Raw genomic sequence first — 23,506 nt, forward strand, 5'->3', positions numbered from 1 at the left:
TGTTGCTTAGCTGTCCGAGAACTTTTGTCAGCCGGTGCTGGTCTGCGCTATAGTGAGCCCCCTGTCTCACCCACCTTCCTGTAAGAAAATCCATGCGGCTGCTGCACACCTCCGACTGGCACCTCGGCCAGACCCTGCACAACTTCGACCGGACCCACGAACACCAGCGCTTCCTCGACTGGCTGCTCGAGACCATCGTGGCCGAGCAGGTCGATGCCCTGCTGATCGCGGGTGACGTCTTCGACAACTCGAACCCCTCGGCCGCCTCGCAGCGCCAGTTGTACCGCTTCCTGCAGCAGGCGCGCGCCCGCTCGCCACAGCTCGACATCGTCGTCATCGCCGGCAACCACGATTCGCCGGGCCGCCTCGAAGCGCCCGGCCCGCTGCTCGAAGCCCACGGCACGAAGGTCGTCGGCCACGTGGCGCGCGGCGCGGCCGGCGACATCGACCTGGAACGCCTGCTGGTGCCGCTGACCGACCGCCATGGGGACGTGAAGGCCTGGTGCGTGGCGATTCCCTTCCTGCGTCCGGGCGATGTCCCGCGCGTCGACTCGAGCGCGCTCGAAGACGGCACGCCCGTCGACGCCTACCTGTCCGGCATCGCCCTGCTCTACCAGCAGGCCTACGCGCTGGCGCGCACGCGCTGCGCGAACGGTGAAGCGATCCTGGCGATGGGCCACTGCCACATGGTGGGCGGCGATTCCTCGCCGGATTCCGAGCGCCGCATCCTGATCGGCGGCACCGAGGCCCTGCCGGCCTCCATGTTCGACCCGCAGATCGCCTACGTCGCGCTGGGCCACCTGCACCTGGCGCAAAAGGTCGGCAAGCAGGAGCACCTGCGCTACTGCGGCAGTCCCCTGCCCCTGTCCTTTGCCGAGATCAATTACCAGCACCAGGTGCTGCGCATCGACCTCGACGGCGATAAAGCGAAGGAGATCGTGCCGCTGCACGTGCCGCGCGCTGTCGAACTGCTGCGCGTGCCGGCCCAGCCGGCGCCGCTGAAGCAGGTGATCGCGGAACTGGTGGGCCTCGACCTGCCGGATGCGCCGCTGCACGAACAGCCCTACCTGGAGGTGCGGGTGCTGCTCGACGGCCCCGAACCCAGCCTGCGCGCCCAGGTGGAGGCGGCGCTGGAAGGCAAGCCCGTGCGCCTGGCGAAGATCGAGCCGACCCGCAAAGTCGTCACGGCGGCCGGCGTCGACGCGGCCCTCAGCCTGGACCAGCTGGCCCAGCTGCAGCCGGACGACATCTTCCGGCGCCTGTGGCAGCAGCGCTTCGGCGAGGACGCGCCCGACGACCAGCTGGCCGCCTTCGCCGAGCTGCTGTTCCCCGTCGATGGCGCGCGCGACCGGGAGGCCGCATGAAGATCCTGCGCATCGGCGGCAAGAACCTGGCCTCGCTGGCCGGCGAATTCGAGGTCGATTTCGAACGGGAGCCGCTGGTCTCCTCCGGCCTGTTCGCGATCAGCGGCCCCACCGGCGCCGGCAAGAGCACCCTGCTCGACGCCCTGTGCCTGGCCCTGTACGACGCCACGCCGCGCCTGCTCAAGGGTCCGCGCGCCGGCAACTTCCTGCCCGACGTCGGCGACGACGTCCTGTCGGTGCAGGACCGCCGCACCCTGCTGCGGCGCGGCACCGCCGAGGCCTATGCGGAAGTCGACTTCGTCGGCAACGACGAGGGCCGCTACCGCGCGCGCTGGAGCGTGCGCCGCTCGCGCAACCGCGCGGCCGGGGCCCTGCAGCCCGTGACCATGAGCCTGCAGCGCCTGCCCGAGCTGCAGCCGATCGGCGCCACCAAGACCGAGGTGCTGGCCGAGATCGAACGCCGCATCGGTCTCTCCTTTGAACAGTTCACGCGCTCGGTGCTGCTGGCGCAGAACGAGTTCTCGGCCTTCCTGCGCACCGACGAGAACGAGCGCGGCGAACTGCTCGAGACACTGACCGGCAGCGCGGTCTACAGCGAGATCTCGCGCCGCGCCTTCGAACGCTGGCGCCAGGAGCAGGAGGCGATGCGCCGCCTGAGCTCGCGCCTGCAGGACCAGGCCCCGCTGGCCCCCGCCGAGCGCGAGGCGGTCGAGGAACAGCATGCGGAGGCGAACCGCCAGCTCGCGGCCGTCGACGCGCGCCGCACCGCGCTCGAAGAAAGGCTGCGCTGGCACCAGGAACTGGCGCGCCTGAAGGCGGCGGAAAGCGCGGCCGACAGCGCCGTGGCCGCCGCGAACGCCGAACTGGATGCCGCCGGCGAACGCCGCCGTCGCCTGGCCACGCTCGACGCCGTGCAGCCGGCGCGGCCGTTGATGGCGGACCTGGCGCGCCTGGCCGACGAGCAGCGCCAGGTCCAGTCCCAGCTCGCCGCCGGCGACTCGGCCCTGGCGCGCGCGCTGGCGGCGCAGCAGGACGCCCAGCGCGGCCAGATCGAGGCCGAACGCAGGCTGGAAGCGGCCGAGGAAGCGCTGCGCGCGGCCGGCCCGCAACTGGACCGCGCCAAGGCCCTGGACGCGACCCTCGACACCCTGGTTCCGGCGCACGAGAAGGCACGCAGCGCGCGCAACGCCGCCGACGCGGACGCCGTGAAAGCCGAAGCCGCGCTGCAGGCCAAGGCGCAGGAACTGGCAGCCGCCCGCCAGGCGCTGCAGGCGACCGGTGCCTGGCTCGATGGACAACGCGCACTGGCCGGCCTGGCCGGCCAGTGGGACCGCTGGGAGCAGCGCCTGGCCCAGGCCGAGGAAGCCGCGCGCCTGGATGCGCGGTCGGCAAGCGCCCTGGTCGAGGCCCGCGCCGGCGCCGAACAGGCCGCGAACGCCGCCCAGCGCACCGCCGTGGCGCTGGAATCGGCGACGGCGCTGCTGGCCACCCGCGAGCAGGCGCGCCAGGCGAGCGGCGAGGAACTGGCCGGCATCGACGCCGACCTCCTGCGCGAGGAACGGCGCCGGCTGGACGCCCGCCGCGAAGGCCTGGCCTCGCTGGAACAGACCTGGAACGCCCTGGCGGGCGCCCGCCAGCGCCTGTCCGAGCTCGACGCCGGCACGCAGCAGGCGAGCCAGGCCCGCGCCGGCGCGCAGGAAGCGCTCGAAGCGGCGCGCGCCGCCGGCATCGCGCTCGACGCCCAGGCGGCCCAGGCCGAACGCCTGCTCAAGGGCGCCCAGCTGGCCTGCGCCGACGGCGTCGAGAGCCTGCGCGCGACCCTGGCGGACGGCGAGCCCTGCCCGGTCTGCGGCGCCGACGAGCACCCCTACCGCCACCAGGACGAGCGCCTGCACGCGGTGCTGGCGGGCCTGTCCGCGGAAGTGGCGGCGCGCCGCCGCGAGCAGCGCGACAACCTGAACCTGCAGGCCGAACAGCGCGCCGCCTTCGAGGCCGCCGGCGACCGCCTGGCGCAGCTGGGGCGCGAACGCGAAGGGCTTGCGGCCAGCGCCGCGCAACTGGACGAGGAATGGCAGGACAGCGCCCTGGCTGCGGAAGCGCCGCCGGAAGCCGCACGCCCCGCCTGGCTCGCGGCCCAGTCGGCCCAGCTGCGCGCGGACTTCCAGGCGCTCGACGCGCGCGACCAGGCCCTGGGTCGCGCCCGGCTGGCGCGCGACAGCGCCCAGCAGGCCTGGGACCAGGCCAATGCCGAGCATGCGCGGCTTCTGCAGGCGGCCCAGCAGGCCCAGTCCCAGCTGGCGAAGCTGGACGCCGACATTGCCGGCCTGGCGGCGCGCCGCGATGCCGCAGCCGCCAGCCTGGCCGCCCTGCTGGCGGAACTCGATCCGGTGCTGGCCGAGGCCTGCGGCGACGGCTGGCAAACCGGGTGGCAACGCGATCCGGCCGGCTGGCGCGCGGCGCGCGCGGCCCAGGCGCGCGAGTGGCTGGACCGCTCGGCGCAGCAGGCGCGCCTGGCGAACGGCATCGAGACCCTGGCCGCCGGCCAGTCTGCACTGGAAGAGCGCGCCGCCCAGGCCCTGCGCCAGCGCGACGGCGCGCGCCAGGACTTCGAACGCATCGACGCGGAACTGGACGAACGGCGCCGCGAACGCGCCGTCCTGTTCGAGGGCCGCAAGGCGCTCGAGGTCGAGCAGGCCCTCGGGGCGGCGGTCGCTGTGGCGCGCCAGGGGCTGGCGGCCTGCCAGGCGGCCAGCCTGCAGGCCGCCCACGCGGAAGCCGGGGTGCGCGCCGCCCAGGCCCAGGCCCTGGGCCGCATCGCCGACCTGCAGGGGGCGTCCGCGGACGCCGCTACCCGGCTGGCGCAATGGATCGAGGACTTCGCCGGCAGCGCGCCGGAGCTGGAGCCGGTCGAGAACGAGCAGCAGCTGGCCGCCCTGCTGGCGGTCGGCGCCGCCCGCATTGCCCAGGAACGCGCCGCGCTGCTCGAACTCGACGCCAGGGCGCGCCAGGCGGCCGTGGTGCTGGCCGAGCGGCGTGGCCAGCGCGAGCAGCACGAGGGCCGGGCCGCCGCCGGGCCCGATGCCGCCGATGCCGAAGCGCCGGCCGATGCCGACGCCCTGGCGCGCCAGCTCGACAGCGTGCAGGCCGAACGCCGCGCCGTGCACGAAACGGCGGCCAGCCTGGCCGTGCGCATCCGCGAGGACGACGGCCGGCGCGAACGCGCGCGCTCGATGATGGACGAAATCGAGCGCCAGCGCGCCATCGAGGAACGCTGGGCCAAAATGGCGGAACTGATCGGTTCCGCCGACGGCAAGAAATTCCGCAACTACGCCCAGCAGTTCACACTGGACGTCCTGCTCGGCTACGCCAACATCCACCTGTCCCAGCTGGCGCGCCGCTACCGCCTCGAGCGCGTGGCCAGCCAGGCCGGCCCCTCGCTGGCGCTGATGGTGCGCGACCAGGACATGGGCGGCGAGATCCGCTCCGTGAACTCCTTGTCGGGCGGCGAATCCTTCCTGGTCTCGCTGGCGCTGGCGCTGGGCCTGGCCTCGCTGTCCTCGAACCGGGTGAAGGTCGAGTCGCTGTTCATCGACGAGGGCTTCGGCAGCCTGGACAGCGACACGCTCGGCGTCGCCATGGACGCGCTGGATGCGCTGCAGTCGCTGGGCCGCAAGGTCGGGGTGATTTCGCACGTGCAGGAGATGACGGAGCGGATCTCGACCAAGGTGCTGGTGCGGCCGGCGGGCGGGGGCAGCAGCGCAGTCACGGTGCAATGAGCGGTTCCATGATGCGCGCGATGCTAAAATGCGCGCCTTCCCGTCGTACTACGATCGCATCCAAATCATGAACAAACCCGCCCGCTTCCTGACCTTCAAGTGCGCCAAATGCGCCAAGCCGGTCAAGCTCACGCTCCAGAAAGTCTCGGCCTGCTCGCACATCCAGCCCTACCAGGGCATCTGCGAATGCGGCGAGATCAAGCGCCACGCCACCGGCAATCCGGATGCCGTGAAGTCCTTCGTCGAGTCGAACGAACTCCACTGGCACCACCACCATTGATCGGACCCGCTTGAACACCGAACACATCCACTGGGTCGAGAACGGCGAGGAGCGCTCGGCGGCCTGGCGTTCCGAGAGCGGCTGGCCGGCGCCGAAGAAGCTCGTGCTGGCCGACGACACCATGACCGCCGACACCGCCTACCGCCTGGCGCTGGAGGGCACTGGCCTGCTGTGGCGCGGCGACTTCCAGAACGCGCGCCAGCTGCTGCAGGCGCTGGTGCGCCGGATCGAGCACAAGGGCGGCCGTAGCAAGCGTGCCAAGGCCGCCGCCAAACCAGCGACGCTGACGGAACAGTTCCACCGCCATCGCCTGGCGCAGCTGCAGCGTGCCCGCACCCTGGCCATGCTGCTGCTGCCCTTCGATGGCGATTACACGATACCGCTGCGCCGCGCGCCCGACGTGCGCGAAGCCTGCGTCGAGGCCTACGGTCCGGCCGGCGAGCCCTTCGTCGCTTCGCTGCGCGAACTGCTGGGCGTGATCGGCGCGCACGAATGGCGCCGCAAGGGCGTGTTCATCCCGGTCCTGGACGAGCGCATCCACCCCTGGTACGGCGTGTTCTCGCCGGTGCGCGGCGAATACGTCGAGCTGGTCGCGCAGGCGCCCCTGCCCGCGGGTGCGACGCTGGCCTTCGACATCGGCGCCGGCACCGGCGTGCTGTCGGCGGTGCTGGCGCATCGCGGGCTGCAGGGCGTGATCGCAACCGACATGGACGAGCGCGCCCTCGGCTGCGCACGCGCCAACATCGAGCGCCTGGGCCTGAACGGCCAGGTCGAGGTGGTGCGCGCCGACCTGTTCCCGCAGGGCCGCGCGAACCTGATCGTCTGCAATCCGCCCTGGCTGCCGGGCAAGCCGAGTTCCTCGATCGAATACGCGGTCTACGATCCGGACAGCCGCATGCTGCGCGGCTTCCTGGCCGGCCTGGAGGCGCATCTGCTGGAGGGCGGCGAAGGCTGGCTGATCCTGTCCGACCTGGCCGAGCACCTGGGCCTGCGTTCGCGCGAGCAGCTGCTCGGCTGGATTGCGGCTGCCGGCCTGGCGGTCGCGGGCCGGCACGACATCCGCCCCGTGCACCCGAAGGCCAGCGACCCGGACGACCCGCTGGCGGCCGCGCGCATGGCCGAACTCACCTCGCTGTGGCGGCTGGTTCCGGCCTGACGGGTTAGTCCGATTTGCACTTCGGGGCCGGACGCGGTAGAATGGCGTTCTCAGACGCGGGGTGGAGCAGTCTGGCAGCTCGTCGGGCTCATAACCCGAAGGTCACAGGTTCAAATCCTGTCCCCGCAACCAAATACTGTACGACAGAAGCCCGACTCTTGAGCCGGGCTTTTGTTTTCTGGGCCAGCGCAGCGCATGAGAGACAAGAAAGACAACGCCACCTTCGACCTGCCGGGCTTCGAGCCGGCCGCGCCAAGCGAGGCTCTTGTCCCCGAACCGAAGCGCCCCACCTCACGTGCCCGCCGTGGTACGCTCAAGCAGGAACAGATCCCCCTGCTGAATCTGGACGAGGCGGACGCCACCGGCCTGCCGGTCTGGAAATCCGACCCCGACCTCGACCTGACCGGTTTGCCGGTCTGGAAGCCGGCGGCGTAGGCTGCCAGTCGTTAGCTGCGCGTCGCCACGGAAGTCAACTTGGGTCCCCGCCTGCGCGGGGACGACGTTTGCCTGTTGCTGTCCACAATTTATTTTACGGTCTATTCATGTCCGCCACCTCCTTCGCCTCCCTCCAGCTCGCCGCCCCCTTCCTCGCCAACCTGACCCAGCTCGGCTACCATGAAATGACGCCCGTGCAGGCTGCGACCCTGCCGCTGGCGCTGGGCGGGCGCGACCTGATCGCCCAGGCCAAGACCGGCAGCGGCAAGACCGCCGCCTTCGGCATCGGCATGCTGCTGCGCCTGAATCCGGCGCTGTTCGCGGTGCAGGGCATGGTGATGTGCCCGACGCGCGAGCTGGCCGACCAGGTCGCGAACGAGTTGCGGCGCCTGGCGCGCGGGATCGGCAACGTGAAAGTCGTGGTGCTCACCGGCGGCGTGCCGATGCGGCCGCAGATCGCCACCCTGGAATTCGGCGCCCACATCGTGGTCGGCACCCCGGGCCGCATCCTCGACCACCTGGGCAAAGGCACCCTCGACCTGGCGCGCCTGCGCACCCTGGTGCTCGACGAGGCCGACCGCATGACCGACATGGGCTTCTATGACGATATCGCGGCCATCGTGCGCGCCTGCCCGGCGCACCGCCAGACCCTGCTGTTCTCGGCCACCTACCCGGACGACATCCGCGCCGCCACCGCGCGCTTCCTCAGCGATCCGGAAGAAGTCGCGGTCGAGACCCGCCACGAACCGGCCCGCATCGCCCAGCGCTTTTACGAGATCGGCTTCGAGGGCCGCCTGGAAGCGGCGGCGCGCCTGCTGGCCCATTTCCGCCCCGCGCCCGCGATCCTGTTCTGCAACACCAAGGCGCGCTGCCGCGAACTGGCGGATTACCTGCGCGAACAGGGCTGGTCGGCGCGCGCGCTGTACGGCGAAATGGAACAGCGCGACCGCGACGAGACCCTGGCCATGTTCGCCAACCGCAGCTGCACGGTGCTGTGCGCCACCGACGTCGCCGCGCGCGGCATCGACGTCGCCGGCCTGGAAGCCGTCATCAACGTCGACGTCTCGAAGGATCCGGAAGTGCACGTGCACCGCATCGGCCGCACCGGCCGCGCGGGCGAAAGCGGCGAGGCCCTGACGCTGGCCGCCCCGAACGAGAAGAAATGGGTCAAGCTGATCGAGGACTACCAGCAGGCCGAGGCCGAATGGCATCCGCTGGCCGAACTCGGCGAGGACACCTATCCCGACGGGCCGGCGCCGATGATGACCTTGAGCATTGCCGGCGGCAAGAAGGACAAGTTGCGGCCCGGCGACCTGCTGGGCGCCCTGACCGGCGACGCCGGCCTGCACAAGGACCAGGTCGGCAAGATCCAGATCGGCGAATTCTTCAGCTACGTGGCGCTGGACCGCAGGATCGCCGAACAGGCCTTCGAACGCCTCAACGGCGGCAATCCACTCGGACCGGAGTTCGGCACCGTCAAGGGCCGCAACTTCAAGATGCGCTTCATCGACGTCTGATGCGCGAAGCCTGAGCCGCGGTCGGATACTGCTGAGTTGTAACAGCGCGTAACAGGCGCGCACGGTTGAGCACACTGCGGGGCAGCGGACCTGTAAATCTGGCATGATTTGCTACAAATACAGGTTAGCAAAATGACCAGCACACTCACTACCGGATCCGCGCAGCAGCACCTCGAAGGCCGCACCGTCAGGGACATCGTCGAACACGATCCTGTGCAGGTCAACGAGGTCTGGTGCCGCAAGATCTTTCGCCAGCTCCTGCAGTCGCTCGAGTTGCAGTACGCGATGCATATGCCGCACCGGGCGATCACGCCCGATACGGTCGTCTTCCACGACAACGGCGAACCCCTGCTGCTGCCCTCCGAACTGGCGGCGGACGGCGCCGAACAGGGCGAAGCGGCCGACCTCACCGCCCTCGCACGGGTCGTGCATTACGCGATCACCCGCGAGCTGATTCCCGCCGGGCCCCTGCGCGGCCGCGCCCCCGAAGGCTACAGTGAGTCCCTGATCACCGCGGTCGACCGCTGCATGTCGGCGAATGCGGCCGAGCGCCCGCGCACCGTCGACGAGCTGCGCCACATCCTCGGCATCGTCTCGCTCGGCCCCTCGATGCCGGGCGCCGTGACGATCCCTGCGGCGCCCGCAATCATGCCGGCGGGCCTCGCCCCGGCGCCGGCGGCGGCGCCCGCGGCCGTCGAAGCGGATGCCCTACCCTCCTTCATGCATGCCCCGGCCGCGGCGCGGACCGGCGGGCTGACGCGCTGGCAGCGCTGGGCCATCGCGGCCGGCGGCGCCGCGGTCCTGCTGGCGATCGCGCTGGCCGTGTTCGCCGAGCTGCGCGACTCCGGCTCCTACGACCACATCGTGCTGACCCTGCCGCAGTCCGGCGACCACGCGCAGGAGAGGCCGCGCGCCGCCGAGCCCGTACCGCCGGTCCAGGCCGAGCCGCCGCCACGCCAGGCCGACGCGAACGACGCGTCCGCCGCGCCGGCGCAGCAAGCCGGCGACGCCACGGCCGCCACGGCCGTCACCGCCGCGGCGCCCGCACCGGCGCGCCCGAACGCGCCGGTAAGCGGGGCCGCCTCCTACAAGCTGCGGATCCAGCCCTGGGGCGTCATCTACGTGGACGGCGTCGACCGCGGCGTCAGCCCGCCGGTCAAGCGCCTGAGCCTGGCGCCCGGCCGGCACACGATCCGTATCGCCAACCCGAATTTCCACGACCGCGTGCTCGAAGTCGACACCAGCGGCGGCGGCGGCCAGATCGCCGTGGACTTCAGCGACGAACCCCGGTAAGCACGCACCCATGATGACCAAGCAACGACTCCACCTCCTTGTCCTCGCCACCGCCGGCGCCGTCCTCCTCGCCGGCTGCGCCGAGTTCCCCATCTTCGACCAGAAGCAGGCGCGCACGCCCTCGCATCCGAAAGCCTCGACGCCGCGCAGCGCGCCGGCGGCCGATCGCGACCCCGGCCCGCAGCGCGAGAGCGCCAGCCGCACGCGCGACCGCGACGACGGACCGGACCCGGCCAGGGAATCCAGCGGCCTGCGCGAAGGCATCCGCCTGTATAACGAGGGAGATTTCAATGGCGCGATCCGGCGCCTGAGCCAGCGCGACGTCAACAACGGACCGCTGGCCACGCGCCTGACCGCCCTGAAATACCAGGCCTTCAGCTATTGCGTGACCTCGCGTCCGGCCCCGTGCCGGCAAGCCTTCGACCGGGCGCTGCGCCTGGACCCGTCCTTCGACCTGGCGCCCGGCGAACACGGCCACCCGCTGTGGGGGCCGGTCTTCACCCGCGCCAAGCAGGCGGTCGCGGCGCGCTGAAGCCGCCCGGGGCGGCCGTCAGAACGGCAGGATCCGGCGCTGCGGCGGCCGGATATCCTTCTTCAGGAAGCCGGCCGCGAGAGGGTCGGCGACGAAGTCGAGCTTTTCGTAGAAGGCGCGGTTGTCGTCCATCGGCTGCAGCAGCACGCGCGGAATGCCCAATCCCATGCAGTGCTGCTCGATCTGCCTCATGAACCATTCGCCGACGCCGCGCCCGCGGTAGTCCGACAGGACGATCAGGTCCGACACGAAACAGAATTGCGGCGGCGCCAGCTCCAGGCGCGCTATGCCGACCCGCTTCTTCCCCGACTCGACCGTCACCCACTGGACCAGGCCGCCCGGCTGGCCGGCCTTGTGAACGCCGGACGTGTCGCGGTTGCTCCAGCCGGCATCCTTGCGGAAGGCCAGCAGGACTTTGTCGGTCAGTGGAGCGCTCAGGGGCAGGAAACGGAGAGAAGGCTGCATGGAATGGTCATGATCAATTTCTTCCAGCTTAACTCGCACCATAAGTACATGCGAGCAAATGTATGTAAAGCAGGCAGGCGATTTGTAAGTAAATGTTACATACTGTCTTTACTGTATTGACAATCGACGGCGGCTGCCTGCACAGGCGCCGGCCTCGGTGGTAGCATGCGGAACCCCGACCCAGCACAGCCGAACGCATGCCCGCCCCCACCTCTTCCTCATTCGATACCATCGTGGTCGGCACCGGTCCGGGCGGCGCCAGCGTGGCGCGCGAGCTGGCCAAGCGCGGCGCTGCGGTGCTGATGCTGGAACAAGGCAGCGCCGCACCCCTGAAAGGCACGCTCGGCCAGATGGCCGCGATGGCCGCCGTGCCCGGCAAGGGCGCCTTCATCCATCGCGACGCCTCGCTGCTGGTGCGTGCGATCACGCTGGGCGGCACCTCGACCATCAATTTCGCCACCGCCGCCCCGCCCCCGCGCGCCATGTTCGCGGCGCACGGGATCGACCTCGACCCTGCGCTCGCCGAACTGCGCGCCGAGCTGCCGATGGCGCCGCTGCCGGATGCGCTGGTCGGCCCGATGGCGGCGCGCATCATGGAGGCGGCGCGCGGCCTCGGCCTCGACTGGCGCAAGCTCGACAAACTGATCCGCCCGGAATCGTGCCGCCGCGGCTGCTGGCGCTGCGTGACCGGCTGCCCCTTCGGCGCCAAGTGGACCGCACGCGACTTCGTCGACGAAGCGCGTGGCCACGGCGCGGTGCTGCGCGAGCGCGCACGGGTGACGCGCGTGCTGGTCGACGACGGCCGCGCGGTGGGGGTGGAAGCGGAGATCGACGGCGCCGCCCGGGTGCTGCGCGCCGGCCGCGTGGTGCTGGCCGCCGGCGGCATCGGCAGTCCGCGCCTGCTGCGCGCGTCCGGTTTGCTGGAAGGCCCGAGCGCCTTCTTCAGCGACCCGGTGGTGGCGGTGATGGGCAGCGTCGACGATCTCGGCACGGACGAGCCCGGGGGCGCGGAGGTGCCGATGGCGGCCGGCGCCAGCTGGCATCAGGATGGCATCGCACTGGCCGACCTGACCCTGCCGCGGGCCATGTACCAGGCCTTCGCGCTGCAGGCCGGCCGCGTCGACCGCCTGCTGGCGCATCGCCGCACGCTCGGCATCATGGTCAAGATCCGCGACGAGATCGGCGGCCGGGTGGGCCAGCGCTGGGTCGACAAGACCCTGCAGGCCGCCGACCGCGAGAAGTTCGACAAGGGCATCGGGATCGCGCGCGGCATCCTCGAACGGGCCGGCGCGCGCCAGGTCTTCGCCAGCCATCACTTCGCCGCCCATCCCGGCGGCAGCCTGCGCATCGGCGAACGAGTCGACAGCGGCCTGCGGACCGCCACGCCCGGCCTGTATGTGTGCGACGCCTCGGTGATCCCTCAGCCCTGGGGCCTGCCGCCCACGCTCACCCTGCTGGCGCTGGGCAAGCGGCTTGGCCGGCAACTCACCGCCAACGCTGCCTAGAACATCCCGTACTCGTTCGCCATCGGGTCAGGCTGGGCCTGGCCGATGTCCCACATCTCCGCAATCCTGTCGCCTTCGAAACGCAGGATGTGGACGATCGCGATGTCGACCCCGTCCGGCGTCATCCGTGCGCGTGAATGAACGGCCACCAGCGGGCCGTCGGCGATCGCGCGCAGCACCTCGAAGGCCATGTCCGGGAAGCGCGCCGCGTTGTCCAGCATGCCGGCCTTGATCGAAGCGGCATCGCCGGCGAAATGCGGATTGTGATGGCGGAACCGCGGGCCGGCGAAGCGCTCGAAGGCTTGCTCGACCTGGCCGGCGGCGGTCATCTGGAGAAAGGTGATTGCGGCTTCTTTATTGCGCATGTCTGTCATCGCTTGATTCCGTCGAGTGTGGTGTTGACCCATTGCTGCAGCGTTTTCCCGTCCGTCATGCTGCCGGCGAAAGGATAGTCGGGCACGAAGGGTTCGCGGGTCGGCTGCGCGGTCTTGTAGAAGGCCGAGGGGATGCGCAGGGCGCCGTGCCCGCTCGGCAGTTCGAAAATATTGATCTCGCCGAAGGGGGAATAGCCGATGGTGGCTTCACCGAGCACCACGGTGTCGCCCATTGCCTGGAGCTGCTGCAGGAAGGCCATGCAGGAACTGAAGCAGGTGCGATCGATGACGGCGGCGACGCGCGGGCCATGCGGCCGGCGCAGCACTGCCGGCGCGGCCGCGGCATCGCGCTCGCCCGCCACCAGGGCCATCTTCTCGCCGCTGCGCATCGCCGCCTCGACCCTGGCCAGGTCGCTCTCGCTGCCTGCCTTCGACGCGGCGTATTCCGGCGCGGCGATATAGCGCTTCAGCAGGCTCGCCGTCGCTTCATCGGCGATCAGGTATTTGCTGACGCCGCCTGCGGAACTCAACTGCCCGGCATAGGCGTCGCCGTACAGCGCGGCCAGCGCGCGGCTGCCCCAGCTCGAATCGCCGCCGCCGTTGCCGCGCAGGTCGAACACGACCCAGCCCGACTTCGGCAGGGCGGCCAGTTGCGGGTACAGCGCCTCGTAGGCCGCGCCCGAGCGCGCGCCATCGAAGTTCGGCATGCCGACCCAGCGTTTGTCCGGCGCCAGGGTGGTGACGCCGACCGGGCTGGCGATGGCGCGCCAGCCCGGCTGCAGCGTGTCGAGGCGCGCCTGCGCGACCTCGCTGGGGACGCTGCGCTGCGCCAGCGCGAAGGATTTGCGGCTGCCGTCGGGCAGCTCGAACAGGCACTGCGACGGGGTCCAGCCCAGGCCCAGGTCGAACATCGACTGCTGCGCCATGGTGCTGAAGGCGGAGCCGTATTCGGCGCTGCGGTTCAGGAAAGGCGCGACCTGCATCTGCAGCCAGGTGCCGATCCAGGCGCCGTCGCAGCCGTGCACCACGCTGCCACGCGGGGGCAGCGGCGTGGGCCAGCCCGGCTCGGACCAGACGACGCGATAGCGCGCTCCTTTCGCGTCCCGGTCCTGGTCGATCACAATGCCGGTCCAGCCGCGCACTGCCAGATGCAGGTCGATGCCGGTGTGCGGATCGCCGAAGCCGGCGATGAAGCGCATCATCAGGCGCCGGTAATCCTGCTCGCTGCGCACGGCGTCCGCCTCGGGCAGGCCGGCGCGCATGCCGGCCGCGAGCGGCTGCGTCACGCTCGGCTCGCCGGCCACGTAGCCGGCATGGCGGGTGCGGATCGTGTCGACGGCAAAGCGCAGGTCCTGGCGTGCGATGGCGGCCCAGTCGGGCGCCTTCGGGGTATCCGGCGCGGCCCCCGCATGCGCGGCGGCGCCGGCCATCGCCAGGCACAGCGCGGCGGCCTGCGTCGCCTTGAATGTCCGGGCCCGCACCGGCTCAGGCCTTCAGGTTGACGGTCGCCGGGAAGCTCGGCGGACGGCGGCGCTGGCTGGCCTGCTCGTAGGCGTAGGCCATGCCGATCAGGGCCGCTTCGGTCCAGGCCGTGCCGACGAACGAGATCCCGACCGGCAGGCCGGCCACATACCCGGCGGGCACCGTCACGTGCGGATAGCCGGCCACCGCCGCCGGCGAGGAGAAGCTGCCGCCGTAGTGGTCGCCATTGATGTAGTCGGTCAGCCAGGCGGTGCCGCCGGTCGGCGCGACCAGCGCGTCCAGCTTCTCGTCCTTCAATATCTTGTCGATGCCTTCCTCGCGCGCGTAGCGGTGGTTGTTGGCGAGCGCGTCGCGGTAGGTCTTGTCGTCCAGGCCGGGCTTCTGCTGGGCCGCGACCAGGTGCTCCTGGCCGAAGTGCTGCAGCTCGCGGCCGGCGTTCTTGTCGTTGAAGGCGATCAGGTCGGCCATGCTCTTGACCGGCGCGTGCGGCGCGTAGCTGGCGAGCCAGGCTTCGAGGTCCGGACGGAACTCGGCCAGCAGGACTTCGAGTTCGCTGTCGCCGTATTTGTCGACGTTCGGCACCTGCACGTCGACCAGGATCGCGCCCTGCGCCCTCAGCACCGCCAGTTCCTTCTCGATCACGGCGTCGATGGCCGGGCTGCTGCCGAAGAAGTTGCGGGCGACGCCGATGCGCTTGCCGCGCAGGCCGTCGAGGCGCAGCGCGGCGGCATAGTCGGCGGCCTTGCCCTGCGCGTCCCTGGTGGCGGCATCCGCCGGATCGACGCCGGCGATCGCGCCCAGCAGCAGCGCGGCGTCGGCCACGCTGCGGGTCATCGGGCCGGCCGTGTCCTGCGAGTGCGCGATCGGGATGATGCCGCTGCGGCTGACCAGGCCCAGGGTCGGCTTGATGCCGACGATGCCGCAGGTCGACGAAGGCGAGACGATCGATCCGTCGGTCTCGGTGCCGATCGTCAGCGTGGCCAGGGCCGCCGCTGCCGCCGCGCCCGATCCGGCGCTCGAGCCGCTGGTGTTGCGGTCCAGCGCGTAGGGATTGCGGGTCTGGCCACCGCGACCGCTCCAGCCGCTGACCGAATGCGTCGAGCGCATGTTCGCCCACTCGGACAGATTGGTCTTGCCGAGGATGACGGCGCCCGCCTCGCGCAGCTTCTGCGCGACGAAGGCGTCCTTGCTGGCGCGCACGCCGGCCAGGGCCAGCGAACCGGCGGTGGTGCTCATCTTGTCGGCAGTGGCGATGTTGTCCTTGATGAGGACCGGAATGCCGTGCAGCGGACCGCGCAGCTTGCCCGCCTTGCGTTCGCGGTCGCGCTCCTCGGCGATCGCCAGCGCGTCCGGATTCAGTTCGATGACGGCATTGATGCGCGGGCCGGCCTTGTCGATCGCGGCGATGCGCGCCAGGTACTGTTGCACCAGCGATTTCGAACTCAGCTTGCCGGCCGCCATCCGGACCTGCTGCTCCTGGACGCCGGCGTCCAGGATGCCTGCCCCGCCACCGTGGGCATCGGCCGCGCCGGCCACCTGCGCCATGCCGGCCGCCCCTGCCGCCATGCCTGCGCTCACACCAAGCCGAACGAAATCCCTGCGCTTCATACAACCCTCCGTGTCAGATAATGCATGAGCATACCAGTAAAGTTGCCCATGTGACACGGCTTTTGGGCTAGCGCGACATTGGCGGGCGCGGCGCCGGCGAGCGCAGCCTTTCAGGCATCGCGCGGGCAAGTCCCTGGCTCGGCCGCTCGGCTTCCGCCGTGCTGCGCAATACTTCCTGGCCCGCGCAGCAGGACGCGGCAGCGCCGCCCCGGGTTCTCCTGTAGCGGCAAAACATGCATACTTCGGTTTTATTCATGATGTTCCCTTTCGAAACAAGAACGTCGGACTCTGCTACCATCGCATAAGCGGAACGCGATTCCGAATTATAACCGGAACGTGGTTCCGGTTAATAGATATTTTTTATGAATACGAAAGCAAAGCAAGGAGAAGCCTTGAACGAGACGGACGAGCAGCAGCCGCGCGCCAGGCGTGTCGACGCCCAGCGCAACCTGCGTTCGCTGCTCCAGGCAGCCATGGAAGTGTTTGCGCAATCGGGCGTCGATGCGCCGGTGCGCGAGATCGCCGAGCGCGCGGGCGTGGGCGTGGGCACGGTCTACCGCCACTTCCCGCAGCGCGCCGACCTGATCGTCGCGGTGATGAAGTCGCAGATCGACGACTGCGCCGATGCCGCCGCCAGCCTGGCCGCCGACTGCGAACCCGGCGAGGCGCTGGCGCGCTGGATGCAGCGCTATGTCGACTTCATCGTGACCAAGCGCGGGCTGTCGGGCGCCCTGCAATCGGACAACGCCGCGTATGCCGCGCTGCCGGAATATTTTTTCGGGCGTTTGCGGCCCGCCCTCGCCTCGCTGCTGCGGACCGCGGTCGAACGGGACGTCATCCGGCCGGGCTACGAGGCGGAAGAACTGCTGCGTGCGGTGGCGACCCTGTGCAAGGCGAATCCCGACGAGGATACGGCCACGACGCGCAAGATGGTGGGCTTGCTGGTCGACGGATTGCGCTGCCGGCCGTGATCGGCGCTGCGCCGCGCCGCCGGTGGCGGTTCAGGCAAAAAAAACGCTGCCGAGGCAGCGTTTTTTTCGCAGGAAGTCCGATTAGTTACGGACGACTTTCTTGTACTCGGCGGTACGGGTGTCGATCTCGATGACGTCGTCCTGGTTGACGAACAGCGGCACCTGGATGGTGAACTGCTTCGCCTCGATCGCGTTTTCCAGTTTCGCTTCCTTCATCACGTTGCCCGAGGTGTTGCCCTTGACGGCCGGCTCGGTGTAGATGACCTGGCGAGCGATGGTGATCGGCAGTTCGACCGAGATCGCCTTGCCGTCGTAGAACACGGCTTCGCATGCCATACCGTCTTTCAGGTAGTTGATGGCGTCGCCCATGTTTTCTTCTTCGATCTCGTACTGGTTGTACTCTTCGTCCATGAAGACGTACAGCGGATCGGCGAAGTACGAATAGGTCACCGGCTTCTTGTCCAGCACGACGACGTCGAACTTGTCGTCACCGCGGAACACGTTTTCCAGCGGAGCGTTGGTCAGAAGATTCTTCATCTTCCACTTGTAGGTGAAGCCCGTGCGGCTCGAGCCGTTGACGTCAGAGCGCAGCACGATGAAAGGCTTGGCATCGACCATGATGATGTTGCCGACACGAATTTCTTTTGCGGGTTTCATAGGAATTATTAACCAAAAAAGGAGTTGCAGTAACCGAGCATCATACCATGTTATTTTCCGGCCGCATACGAAGCGACCGGGCGAAATCCAGCAGATTGCTCACTAAATCGCCGTTTGCCAACATCTGCGCTTCCCATTCGCGGGCCCGGCGCACGAGCGTTGGCAGTTCGGCTTGCAGGGACGTCCACAGGGCGTCCATGTGTCCTTCCCGCGCGCCATTCCAGCGCAGGGAAAAGTCGACCAGACTCTGCGTATTCACTGCATACTTTTGCAGAAACGCGCGGAGTTTAACATGATGCAAGTTTTCATCTTGCGGATAAATGTGCCAAATGAAAGGACGGGCAGCCCATTGGGCGCGTACCCAGGAGTCCTCCCCGCGCACGAAGTTCAGGTCGCAGGCCCATAGCAGGCGATCATAGTCAGTCTGCGGCATGAAGGGAATCACGCGCACCGTCAGGGCGCCGCGCGTGGCATGTGCGCCGGGATGGACTTCGGCCCCGATGAAGGCCCGCACCTGCTCGCGCGCCACGCCCTCCGGCACCAGGCAGGTCACGCGCGCCGCGCCCTGCTCCCAGGCGGCGAACAATTCGCCGACCGGCGCTTCCGGATAGCAGAACAGGCTGACCTTCAGCGACGCCAGCTCGTCCCGCGTCACGCCGAAGGGCGCCAGGAAGGCGGCCATCGCGACGGGATCGGCCTGGAAGCGCGCGCATTCCTCGACCAGGCCGCGCTCGCGCAGCAGGCCGCCGGTCTTGTCCGTGAAACCCGGGAAGAAGAAATGCTTGGTCAGCTTCAGGCGCGGGTGCATCGACGGCAGGCGGTGGCAGCCTTCGACCCATTCCTCGGCGCTCAGGCCCTCGTAATTGATCCAGACCGGACGCGGCTCGCACTGCGCCATCGCGGCGATATAGCCGGGCGGGAGGTCGACACCGAAGAATTCGATCACCATGTCCGGGATCTCGGCCGGCGCGAATTCGCCGTCCTGGCCGCGCCAGTGGCGCACCGTGACCCCGCCGACGTCCTGCTGCGCGGCGTCGACGTCGACCTGCGGCCAGATCCGGCGGAAGCTCGCCAGGTCGTCCACCCACAAGGTGACCGCGATGCCGTGCTCGGCATGGAACTGGCGCGCCAGGCGCCAGCAGATGCCGATGTCGCCATAGTTATCGACGACCTTGCAGAAAATGGCGAGGGTGCGGGGAAATTCGGAAGACATGATCGTTTGAAAAGGATTGGACGACCAAAAGAAAAACCGAAGCACCTTTCCGCATCTGCGGGTGGTCTGCTCCGGTCTTTGACTGGCGTCCCCACGGGGATTCGAACCCCGGTACTCACCGTGAAAGGGTGATGTCCTAGGCCTCTAGACGATGGGGACCTAAAACTTTCTACTGCTAATTTGGTGGAGGTAAGCGGGATCGAACCGCTGACCTCTTGCATGCCATGCAAGCGCTCTCCCAGCTGAGCTATACCCCCCAAAACTACTCAACAAAAGAGCCGCTCAAGGCGGCTCCTTGCTATTCTGGCGTCCCCACGGGGATTCGAACCCCGGTACTCACCGTGAAAGGGTGATGTCCTAGGCCTCTAGACGATGGGGACCTAAAACTCTTCAAAGCTTTACTGCTTCGATACTGCCCTGCTGGGTGGGCAGCATCTTCTTGTTCTTGGCGTCCCCACGGGGATTCGAACCCCGGTACTCACCGTGAAAGGGTGATGTCCTAGGCCTCTAGACGATGGGGACCCTGGACTGCCATAAAACCGTTTCCTGAAACTTGGTGGAGGTAAGCGGGATCGAACCGCTGACCTCTTGCATGCCATGCAAGCGCTCTCCCAGCTGAGCTATACCCCCGTTTCGGGAAAACAGCACTATAACATACTGTTTTTACTTCTAACAGCATCGTTTTCACGACACTGGCACTACTATTCCAGGGGTCTGATCCCGCTGGCGTCCCCACGGGGATTCGAACCCCGGTACTCACCGTGAAAGGGTGATGTCCTAGGCCTCTAGACGATGGGGACCCTTGACTGCTTTACTTCAGAGTTGGTGGAGGTAAGCGGGATCGAACCGCTGACCTCTTGCATGCCATGCAAGCGCTCTCCCAGCTGAGCTATACCCCCGCAGTGCTGAAGTGCGAGCATTATAGCGGAGGCACTTGCATTTCGCAAATAGTCAAAGTGGGTCGTCAGAGACCTTTTTGCAGGCGCGCCAGCACGGTGTCGCGGCCGAACAATTCCAGCACCGCGTCGATGGCCGGGGTCTGCAGCTGGCCGGTGACCAGCAGGCGCAGCGGCATGGCCAGTTGCGGCATCTTCAGGCCATGCGCCGCCAGTACTTCCTTCATCGCGGCGGACAGCGCCGGCTTGCTCCACTCCACCGTCTGCAGCTTCTCGGCGAACTGCGCCAGCGCCGGACGCACGGCGTCGGTCAGGTGCTGGGCCAGCAGCGCCTGATATTCCGGATTCGCAGGATTCGGCGTGCGGAAGAACAGCATCGCCGCATCGGCCAGTTCGTTGATGGTGTGGGTGCGTTCCTTCATCAGGCCCAGCACGGCGGCCAGCGGCGGCGCACCGTCGAACTGCGCGCCCTCGCGCTCCATGACCGGACGCGCCAGGCCGGCCAGGCGCTCGTTGTCGGACTGCTTGATATAGTGGTTGTTCAGCCAGGCCAGCTTTTCCGGGTTGAACTGGGCCGCCGACGCGGTCAGGTGCTCGAGGTTGAACCACTCGGTGAACTGCTGCATCGAGAAGATCTCGTCGTCGCCGTGGCTCCAGCCCAGGCGCGCCAGGTAGTTCAGCATCGCCTCCGGCAGGAAGCCCTGCTCCGGATACTGCATCACGCTGACGGCGCCATGTCGCTTCGACAGCTTCTGGCCGTCCGGCCCCAGGATCATCGGCAGGTGGCCGTACTGCGGCAGCTCGGCGCCGAGCGCGCGCAGGATGTTGATCTGGCGCGGCGTGTTGTTGACGTGGTCGTCGCCGCGCAGCACATGGGTGATCTTCATGTCCCAGTCGTCGACGGCAACGCAGAAGTTATAGGTCGGGGTGCCGTCGCCGCGCGCGATGATCAGGTCGTCGAGCTCCTTGTTGCCGATCGTGATAGGCCCCTTGACCACGTCGTGCCAGGTCACTTCGCCATCGAGCGGATTCTTGAAGCGCACCACCGGCTTGATCCCTGCCGGGACGGCCGGCAGGGTCTTGCCCTCTTCCGGGCGCCAGGTGCCGTCGTAGCGCGGCTTCTCGCCGGCCGCGCGCATGCGCTCGCGCATCGCCTCGACTTCTTCCGGGGTGCAGTAGCACAGGTAGGCGGTACCGGCTTCCAGCATCGACTTGATGACTTCGCGGTAGCGGTCCATGCGCTGCATCTGGTAGAACGGACCTTCGTCGTGGTCCAGGCCCAGCCACTTCATGCCGTCCAGGATCGCCTGCACCGCTTCCGGGGTCGAACGCTCCAGGTCGGTATCTTCGATGCGCAGGATAAAGGTGCCGCCGAAATGGCGGGCATAGGCCCACGAATACAGCGCGGTGCGGGCGCCGCCGAGGTGGAGATAGCCGGTCGGGCTGGGAGCGAAACGGGTACGGACGGTCATGGTCGGGACGAAAGTAGTGACGGGGTCGCAGGAGAGCAACACGGCCGTCGAATGAATGATAAAGGAGCTATTTTACAACTTCCCCCCTGGCCTCGGGCGCAAGGGCTGGCGAGCCCTCGGCGATGTTGCATTACGGCCATTCAATTACTTTACAGAAACTTAAATGTTCGATAAAGTTCAGCGGCCTTCCGATTTCTTCCGTCTACTCCAACGCCCATGTCGAACACCCCCAGCCCGGCACCGATTGCGCGATTGCGCGGGGAATTCTCCTGTGCGGCCACGGAAGCCGGTTTCCTGCACCAGCAAAGCAGCATGATCGTGCGCGATCTTCACCGCGCCCTGACGCTCTGTTCGCTGGCCTACATCCTGTTCGGCGTCACCGACATCCTGGCGCTGGGCATGGCGGGCGCGATCTATCCCATCCTGGCCCGCCTCTCGACCGGCGTGGTGGCCCTCATCGGCCTTCGTTACGTACGCGGCGCCGCCTTGCCGGTGCGGGCGGTCTACCTGACGTCGACCATGTTTACGATCCTCGGCATGGCGGGCTACCTGGTCGTGGTCCACTACCGTCCCCAGGACATCCTGCTGCATGGCATGTCCACCGCCTTGCTGACCTTCGTCATCTTCGTCTTCATCCCGAACCGCCTGGCGAATGCCGCCATCCTCGCGCTGGGCGCCAGCCTGGCCTTCCTGGGCCTGGCCTGGTACCAGCACAACGACAGCACACGCCACCTGATCTCGATGACGATGCTGATCGGGGTCGCGAATGTCTTCGGCCTGCTGGCGGCAAACCGCCAGGCGCGTCTCTGGCGCGAACAGTACTGGGCCCAGCAGGTGCTGACCAACCTGTCGATCCGTGATCCGCTCACCGGCTGCTACAACCGGCGCCACCTGAACGCCGCCCTGCTCGACGGCGAGATCGCGCGGGCGCGCCGCTACCGCCTTAGCATGTCGATGATCATGTGCGACCTGGACGGTTTCAAGGCGATCAACGACACCCATGGCCACCACGCCGGCGACGAGCTGCTGCGCAGCTTCGCGCAGCTGGCGCAGGCCATGACCCGCGAGTCGATCGACACCGTGGTGCGCTACGGCGGCGAGGAATTCCTGATCATCCTGCCCGAGACGCGCCTGGACGGCGCGGTCGAACTGGCCGAACGGGTGCGCGCCGCCTTCGCCGCCCAGCGCACCGAAATCGGCGGCCTGTCGCTCGGCACCACCGCCAGCTTCGGCGTCGTCGGCGCCGACTTCGCCGGCGGCGCCGCCGTCACGCCGCAAGGCATGATCGCGCTGGCGGACCAGCTGATGTACGAAGCCAAGCGCGGCGGCCGCAACCAGGTGCGCGGGCGCCAGGTGGGACAGCATATCGAGATGGTGGACCGGGCGGCGTAGAAAGCCGACATGGCGCTACCGTCACGCGTGGGCACGTGGTGCCCGCCCTACGCGCTGCGATACAGCCTGACCGGCTGGGCGCCGTCGAGCGCCCGCGCGCGCAACTGGCCGCAGCCGGCGTCGACGTCCTGGCCGGCCGAATCGCGCAGCTTGGTCAGGATGCCGCGTTCGAACAGCCAGGCCGCGATGCGCTCGGCCTGGTCCCAGCCGGGACGGCGGAACGGCAGGCCTTCGTTGGCATTGTAGGGGATCATGTTGAGGACGGCGTACCTGCCGCGCAGGAGCGCGACGAGGGCGTCCAGCTCGTCCTGGCCGTCGTTCACGCCTTCCAGCAGCGTCCACTGGTACTGGATCGGGTAGCCGGTCAGGCGCGCATAGCGCTCGCCCTCCTCCACCAGCGCCGCGGGCGTCATGCGCGGCGCGCGCGGCAGCAGGCGTTCGCGCAGCGCAGGCTTGGTCGTGTGCAGCGACAGCGCCAGCGCCGGCTTGACGCGGCCGGCCGGCAGGCGCTCGAACACGCGCGGATCGCCGACGGTCGAGAACACCAGGTTCTTGTGCGCGATATTCCCTTCGACACCCAGCAGCTCGATCGCTTCCATCACATTGTCGAGATTGTGCGCCGGCTCGCCCATGCCCATGAAGACGACCTTCTTGACCGGCCGCTGGCGCCGCGCCAGCACCACCTGGGCAACGATCTCGCCGCTCGTCACCTGCCGGATCAGGCCGCTTTGACCGGTCATGCAGAACTGGCAGCCGACCGCGCAGCCGACCTGGCTGGAGACGCACACGCCGTCGCGCGGCAGCAGCACCGTCTCCACCGTCTGGCCATCCTGCAGGCCGACCAGGAGCCGCGCGGAGCCGTCTTCGCCCGGATGCGTGGCGAGGATGCGCGCCAGGCCGTCGAGCTCGGCATCGATCTGCGGCAGCGCTTCGCGCACCGGCTTCGGCAGGAAGTCCAGCGGACGCCGCCGGCCGTGGTCGTGGCCGGCGTTGCGCACCCAGTCGCGCAGGATGCGGTCTTCGTGCAGCGGGAGCGCGCCGAGGGAGCGGATGCGGGTGCGGAGGGAGGAGATGCGCATGAATCGCCCGTCGTTCCCGCGCAGGCGGGAACGACGGTG

General features: G+C 68.7%; 19 protein-coding genes and 8 tRNA genes. 12 read left to right on the top strand and 15 right to left on the bottom strand.

Annotation, left to right across the window (positions count from 1 at the left end; translation table 11 throughout):
- The first annotated feature begins 92 nt into the window (after positions 1-92).
- The 9 genes from AM586_RS06355 to AM586_RS28065 all read left to right on the top strand — a co-directional run bounded on the left by AM586_RS06355 (position 93) and on the right by AM586_RS28065 (position 10,353).
- Positions 93-1,364, top strand: a complete 1,272-nt coding sequence (locus AM586_RS06355) for an exonuclease SbcCD subunit D C-terminal domain-containing protein (protein WP_047826449.1) — start codon at positions 93-95, stop codon at positions 1,362-1,364.
- Complete coding sequence (locus tag AM586_RS06360; protein WP_047826450.1) at positions 1,361-5,140, top strand: AAA family ATPase; 3,780 nt, start codon at positions 1,361-1,363, stop codon at positions 5,138-5,140. Before AM586_RS06355 ends, AM586_RS06360 begins: the two co-directional genes overlap by 4 nt.
- 67 nt (positions 5,141-5,207) lie before the next feature.
- Entirely contained in the window at positions 5,208-5,420 is a 213-nt protein-coding gene (locus tag AM586_RS06365) for a hypothetical protein (protein ID WP_047826462.1), read from the top strand.
- A gap of 10 nt (positions 5,421-5,430) precedes the next feature.
- A complete protein-coding gene (locus AM586_RS06370; RefSeq protein ID WP_047826451.1) occupies positions 5,431-6,576 on the top strand; it encodes a class I SAM-dependent methyltransferase in 1,146 nt (381 codons plus the stop codon).
- 55 nt (positions 6,577-6,631) lie between these two features.
- Positions 6,632-6,708 (top strand) — tRNA-Met (locus AM586_RS06375).
- Positions 6,709-6,771: 63 nt separating this feature from the next.
- Positions 6,772-7,011: a hypothetical protein gene (locus tag AM586_RS06380; protein WP_047826452.1), complete on the top strand. Its 240-nt coding sequence runs from the start codon at positions 6,772-6,774 to the stop codon at positions 7,009-7,011.
- Between the two features lie 107 nt (positions 7,012-7,118).
- A complete protein-coding gene (dbpA, locus tag AM586_RS06385; RefSeq protein ID WP_047826453.1) occupies positions 7,119-8,528 on the top strand; it encodes an ATP-dependent RNA helicase DbpA in 1,410 nt (469 codons plus the stop codon).
- A gap of 132 nt (positions 8,529-8,660) precedes the next feature.
- Entirely contained in the window at positions 8,661-9,821 is a 1,161-nt protein-coding gene (locus tag AM586_RS06390; protein ID WP_060566976.1) for a hypothetical protein, read from the top strand.
- Positions 9,822-9,831: 10 nt separating this feature from the next.
- Positions 9,832-10,353, top strand: coding sequence for a TssQ family T6SS-associated lipoprotein (locus AM586_RS28065; protein WP_052233283.1), 522 nt, complete (start codon positions 9,832-9,834; stop codon positions 10,351-10,353).
- 18 nt (positions 10,354-10,371) lie between these two features.
- Here the strand turns inward: AM586_RS28065 and AM586_RS06400 are convergent, their stop codons facing one another.
- On the bottom strand, positions 10,372-10,818 hold the full coding sequence (locus AM586_RS06400; RefSeq protein WP_047822146.1) for a GNAT family N-acetyltransferase: 447 nt from the start codon (positions 10,816-10,818) through the stop codon (positions 10,372-10,374).
- 197 nt (positions 10,819-11,015) lie between these two features.
- On the opposite strand from AM586_RS06400, the gene AM586_RS06405 reads away from it, so the two are divergent.
- Entirely contained in the window at positions 11,016-12,323 is a 1,308-nt protein-coding gene (locus AM586_RS06405) for an FAD-dependent oxidoreductase (RefSeq protein ID WP_047822145.1), read from the top strand.
- Here AM586_RS06405 and AM586_RS06410 read toward each other — a convergent pair.
- From AM586_RS06410 to AM586_RS06420, 3 genes are read right to left on the bottom strand one after another with little or no spacing between them, the layout of a single operon-like run.
- Complete coding sequence (locus tag AM586_RS06410; RefSeq protein WP_047822199.1) at positions 12,320-12,688, bottom strand: nuclear transport factor 2 family protein; 369 nt, start codon at positions 12,686-12,688, stop codon at positions 12,320-12,322. The genes AM586_RS06405 and AM586_RS06410 overlap by 4 nt on opposite strands.
- 5 nt (positions 12,689-12,693) lie before the next feature.
- Entirely contained in the window at positions 12,694-14,178 is a 1,485-nt protein-coding gene (locus tag AM586_RS06415; RefSeq protein ID WP_047822144.1) for a S41 family peptidase, read from the bottom strand.
- A gap of 4 nt (positions 14,179-14,182) precedes the next feature.
- Complete coding sequence (locus AM586_RS06420) at positions 14,183-15,787, bottom strand: amidase (protein ID WP_047822142.1); 1,605 nt, start codon at positions 15,785-15,787, stop codon at positions 14,183-14,185.
- Between the two features lie 392 nt (positions 15,788-16,179).
- Between AM586_RS06420 and AM586_RS06425 the strand changes: the two genes are divergently transcribed.
- A complete protein-coding gene (locus AM586_RS06425; protein WP_229411038.1) occupies positions 16,180-16,758 on the top strand; it encodes a TetR/AcrR family transcriptional regulator in 579 nt (192 codons plus the stop codon).
- 81 nt (positions 16,759-16,839) lie between these two features.
- On the opposite strand, the gene AM586_RS06430 is transcribed toward AM586_RS06425, so the two are convergent.
- From AM586_RS06430 to gltX, 10 genes are all read right to left on the bottom strand, one after another.
- Positions 16,840-17,415, bottom strand: coding sequence for an elongation factor P (locus AM586_RS06430; protein WP_060566978.1), 576 nt, complete (start codon positions 17,413-17,415; stop codon positions 16,840-16,842).
- A gap of 40 nt (positions 17,416-17,455) precedes the next feature.
- Entirely contained in the window at positions 17,456-18,628 is a 1,173-nt protein-coding gene (gene earP, locus AM586_RS06435) for an elongation factor P maturation arginine rhamnosyltransferase EarP (RefSeq protein WP_047822138.1), read from the bottom strand.
- Between the two features lie 83 nt (positions 18,629-18,711).
- A tRNA-Glu gene (locus AM586_RS06440) sits at positions 18,712-18,787 on the bottom strand.
- Between the two features lie 22 nt (positions 18,788-18,809).
- Positions 18,810-18,885: transfer RNA gene (locus AM586_RS06445), tRNA-Ala, on the bottom strand.
- 47 nt (positions 18,886-18,932) lie between these two features.
- Positions 18,933-19,008: transfer RNA gene (locus AM586_RS06450), tRNA-Glu, on the bottom strand.
- 66 nt (positions 19,009-19,074) lie between these two features.
- Positions 19,075-19,150, bottom strand: a tRNA-Glu gene (locus AM586_RS06455).
- A gap of 32 nt (positions 19,151-19,182) precedes the next feature.
- Positions 19,183-19,258 (bottom strand) — tRNA-Ala (locus AM586_RS06460).
- 94 nt (positions 19,259-19,352) lie between these two features.
- Positions 19,353-19,428, bottom strand: a tRNA-Glu gene (locus AM586_RS06465).
- A gap of 23 nt (positions 19,429-19,451) precedes the next feature.
- Positions 19,452-19,527, bottom strand: a tRNA-Ala gene (locus tag AM586_RS06470).
- A 65-nt stretch (positions 19,528-19,592) separates the two neighbouring features.
- Positions 19,593-20,996 carry a glutamate--tRNA ligase gene (gene gltX / locus AM586_RS06475; RefSeq protein WP_047822136.1) on the bottom strand — a complete coding sequence of 468 codons (1,404 nt, stop codon included), beginning with the start codon at positions 20,994-20,996 and terminating at the stop codon, positions 19,593-19,595.
- A gap of 318 nt (positions 20,997-21,314) precedes the next feature.
- Between gltX and AM586_RS06480 the strand changes: the two genes are divergently transcribed.
- Positions 21,315-22,388 carry a GGDEF domain-containing protein gene (locus AM586_RS06480; protein ID WP_162600528.1) on the top strand — a complete coding sequence of 358 codons (1,074 nt, stop codon included), beginning with the start codon at positions 21,315-21,317 and terminating at the stop codon, positions 22,386-22,388.
- Between the two features lie 47 nt (positions 22,389-22,435).
- Here AM586_RS06480 and AM586_RS06485 read toward each other — a convergent pair whose 3' ends face one another.
- Entirely contained in the window at positions 22,436-23,467 is a 1,032-nt protein-coding gene (locus AM586_RS06485; RefSeq protein WP_047822132.1) for an RNA methyltransferase, read from the bottom strand.
- Positions 23,468-23,506 lie beyond the last annotated feature (39 nt).

The sequence above is a fragment of the Massilia sp. WG5 genome, assembly GCF_001412595.2.
In the GTDB taxonomy this organism is placed as follows: Bacteria; Pseudomonadota; Gammaproteobacteria; order Burkholderiales; family Burkholderiaceae_D; genus Telluria.

Excerpts from the sequence above, each read along its gene's own strand:
- earP (WP_047822138.1), bottom strand. The coding sequence starts at position 18,628 with ATGTCTTCCGAATTTCCCCGCACCCTCGCCATTTTCTGCAAGGTCGTC.
- AM586_RS06355 (WP_047826449.1), top strand. The coding sequence starts at position 93 with ATGCGGCTGCTGCACACCTCCGACTGGCACCTCGGCCAGACCCTGCAC.
- AM586_RS06390 (WP_060566976.1), top strand. The coding sequence starts at position 8,661 with ATGACCAGCACACTCACTACCGGATCCGCGCAGCAGCACCTCGAAGGC.
- AM586_RS06400 (WP_047822146.1), bottom strand. The coding sequence starts at position 10,818 with ATGCAGCCTTCTCTCCGTTTCCTGCCCCTGAGCGCTCCACTGACCGAC.
- AM586_RS06485 (WP_047822132.1), bottom strand. The coding sequence starts at position 23,467 with ATGCGCATCTCCTCCCTCCGCACCCGCATCCGCTCCCTCGGCGCGCTC.
- AM586_RS06420 (WP_047822142.1), bottom strand. The coding sequence starts at position 15,787 with ATGAAGCGCAGGGATTTCGTTCGGCTTGGTGTGAGCGCAGGCATGGCG.
- AM586_RS06360 (WP_047826450.1), top strand. The coding sequence starts at position 1,361 with ATGAAGATCCTGCGCATCGGCGGCAAGAACCTGGCCTCGCTGGCCGGC.
- AM586_RS06365 (WP_047826462.1), top strand. The coding sequence starts at position 5,208 with ATGAACAAACCCGCCCGCTTCCTGACCTTCAAGTGCGCCAAATGCGCC.
- AM586_RS06405 (WP_047822145.1), top strand. The coding sequence starts at position 11,016 with ATGCCCGCCCCCACCTCTTCCTCATTCGATACCATCGTGGTCGGCACC.
- AM586_RS06380 (WP_047826452.1), top strand. The coding sequence starts at position 6,772 with ATGAGAGACAAGAAAGACAACGCCACCTTCGACCTGCCGGGCTTCGAG.
- gltX (WP_047822136.1), bottom strand. The coding sequence starts at position 20,996 with ATGACCGTCCGTACCCGTTTCGCTCCCAGCCCGACCGGCTATCTCCAC.
- dbpA (WP_047826453.1), top strand. The coding sequence starts at position 7,119 with ATGTCCGCCACCTCCTTCGCCTCCCTCCAGCTCGCCGCCCCCTTCCTC.
- AM586_RS06410 (WP_047822199.1), bottom strand. The coding sequence starts at position 12,688 with ATGCGCAATAAAGAAGCCGCAATCACCTTTCTCCAGATGACCGCCGCC.
- AM586_RS28065 (WP_052233283.1), top strand. The coding sequence starts at position 9,832 with ATGATGACCAAGCAACGACTCCACCTCCTTGTCCTCGCCACCGCCGGC.
- AM586_RS06430 (WP_060566978.1), bottom strand. The coding sequence starts at position 17,415 with ATGAAACCCGCAAAAGAAATTCGTGTCGGCAACATCATCATGGTCGAT.